The 543-nt window shown below is 48.4% G+C and carries 1 pseudogene; it reads left to right on the top strand.

What is annotated here, in order from left to right:
• A pseudogene (locus JUI58_RS00285) lies at nt 1–543 on the top strand (hemagglutination protein); the annotation flags it as partial.

Raw genomic sequence — 543 nt, 5'->3', positions numbered from 1 at the left:
CCGTAGCCACAGAAAACGGTAACATCACCCTCGCCGCTATTCCAGGTAAAAGTCAAGTTCGACTCTCTCACGAAGGTATGGTGGTGAACTTAGTCCTGGATGCCGCCCCAGTCGAAGGAAGCGTTAATATACCCGGAAATCTAATGGGAATCAGAGCAGTAGATATCCCCCGTTATATTACCGGAGGCAGTGAAATCGGTCATGCTAATGAAGTGATTATCGAAGCAGATGGCACAGTGCGGTTAATTAGAACCGATACAGCCGTCAACGAAGGCGATACGGTCATCGCAGGAGAAGTAACTGCCGAAAATATTAACCTCATGGCAGCAGGAGTTGTTACTCCAACCAACCCAAGTTTAATTCAAGGGGATACCACCGTGGTGCGTTTTCCCGAAGCAGGAGGAACCAATATACTCAACGTCATTGATTCTCGTGCCGATAATGCCCAAGACCTGCTTTATGGTGCAGCAGCAGGGACGATATCGAGTATTATTGGTCGCGAGGAAGAAGGAATTGCCGCGATAAGCGAGAAACTCGAAGAAG

This window comes from Spirulina sp. CCY15215 (assembly GCF_016888125.1).
In the GTDB taxonomy this organism is placed as follows: domain Bacteria; phylum Cyanobacteriota; class Cyanobacteriia; order Cyanobacteriales; family Spirulinaceae; genus CCY15215.
This window is presented reverse-complemented; position numbering and strand designations above follow the sequence as displayed.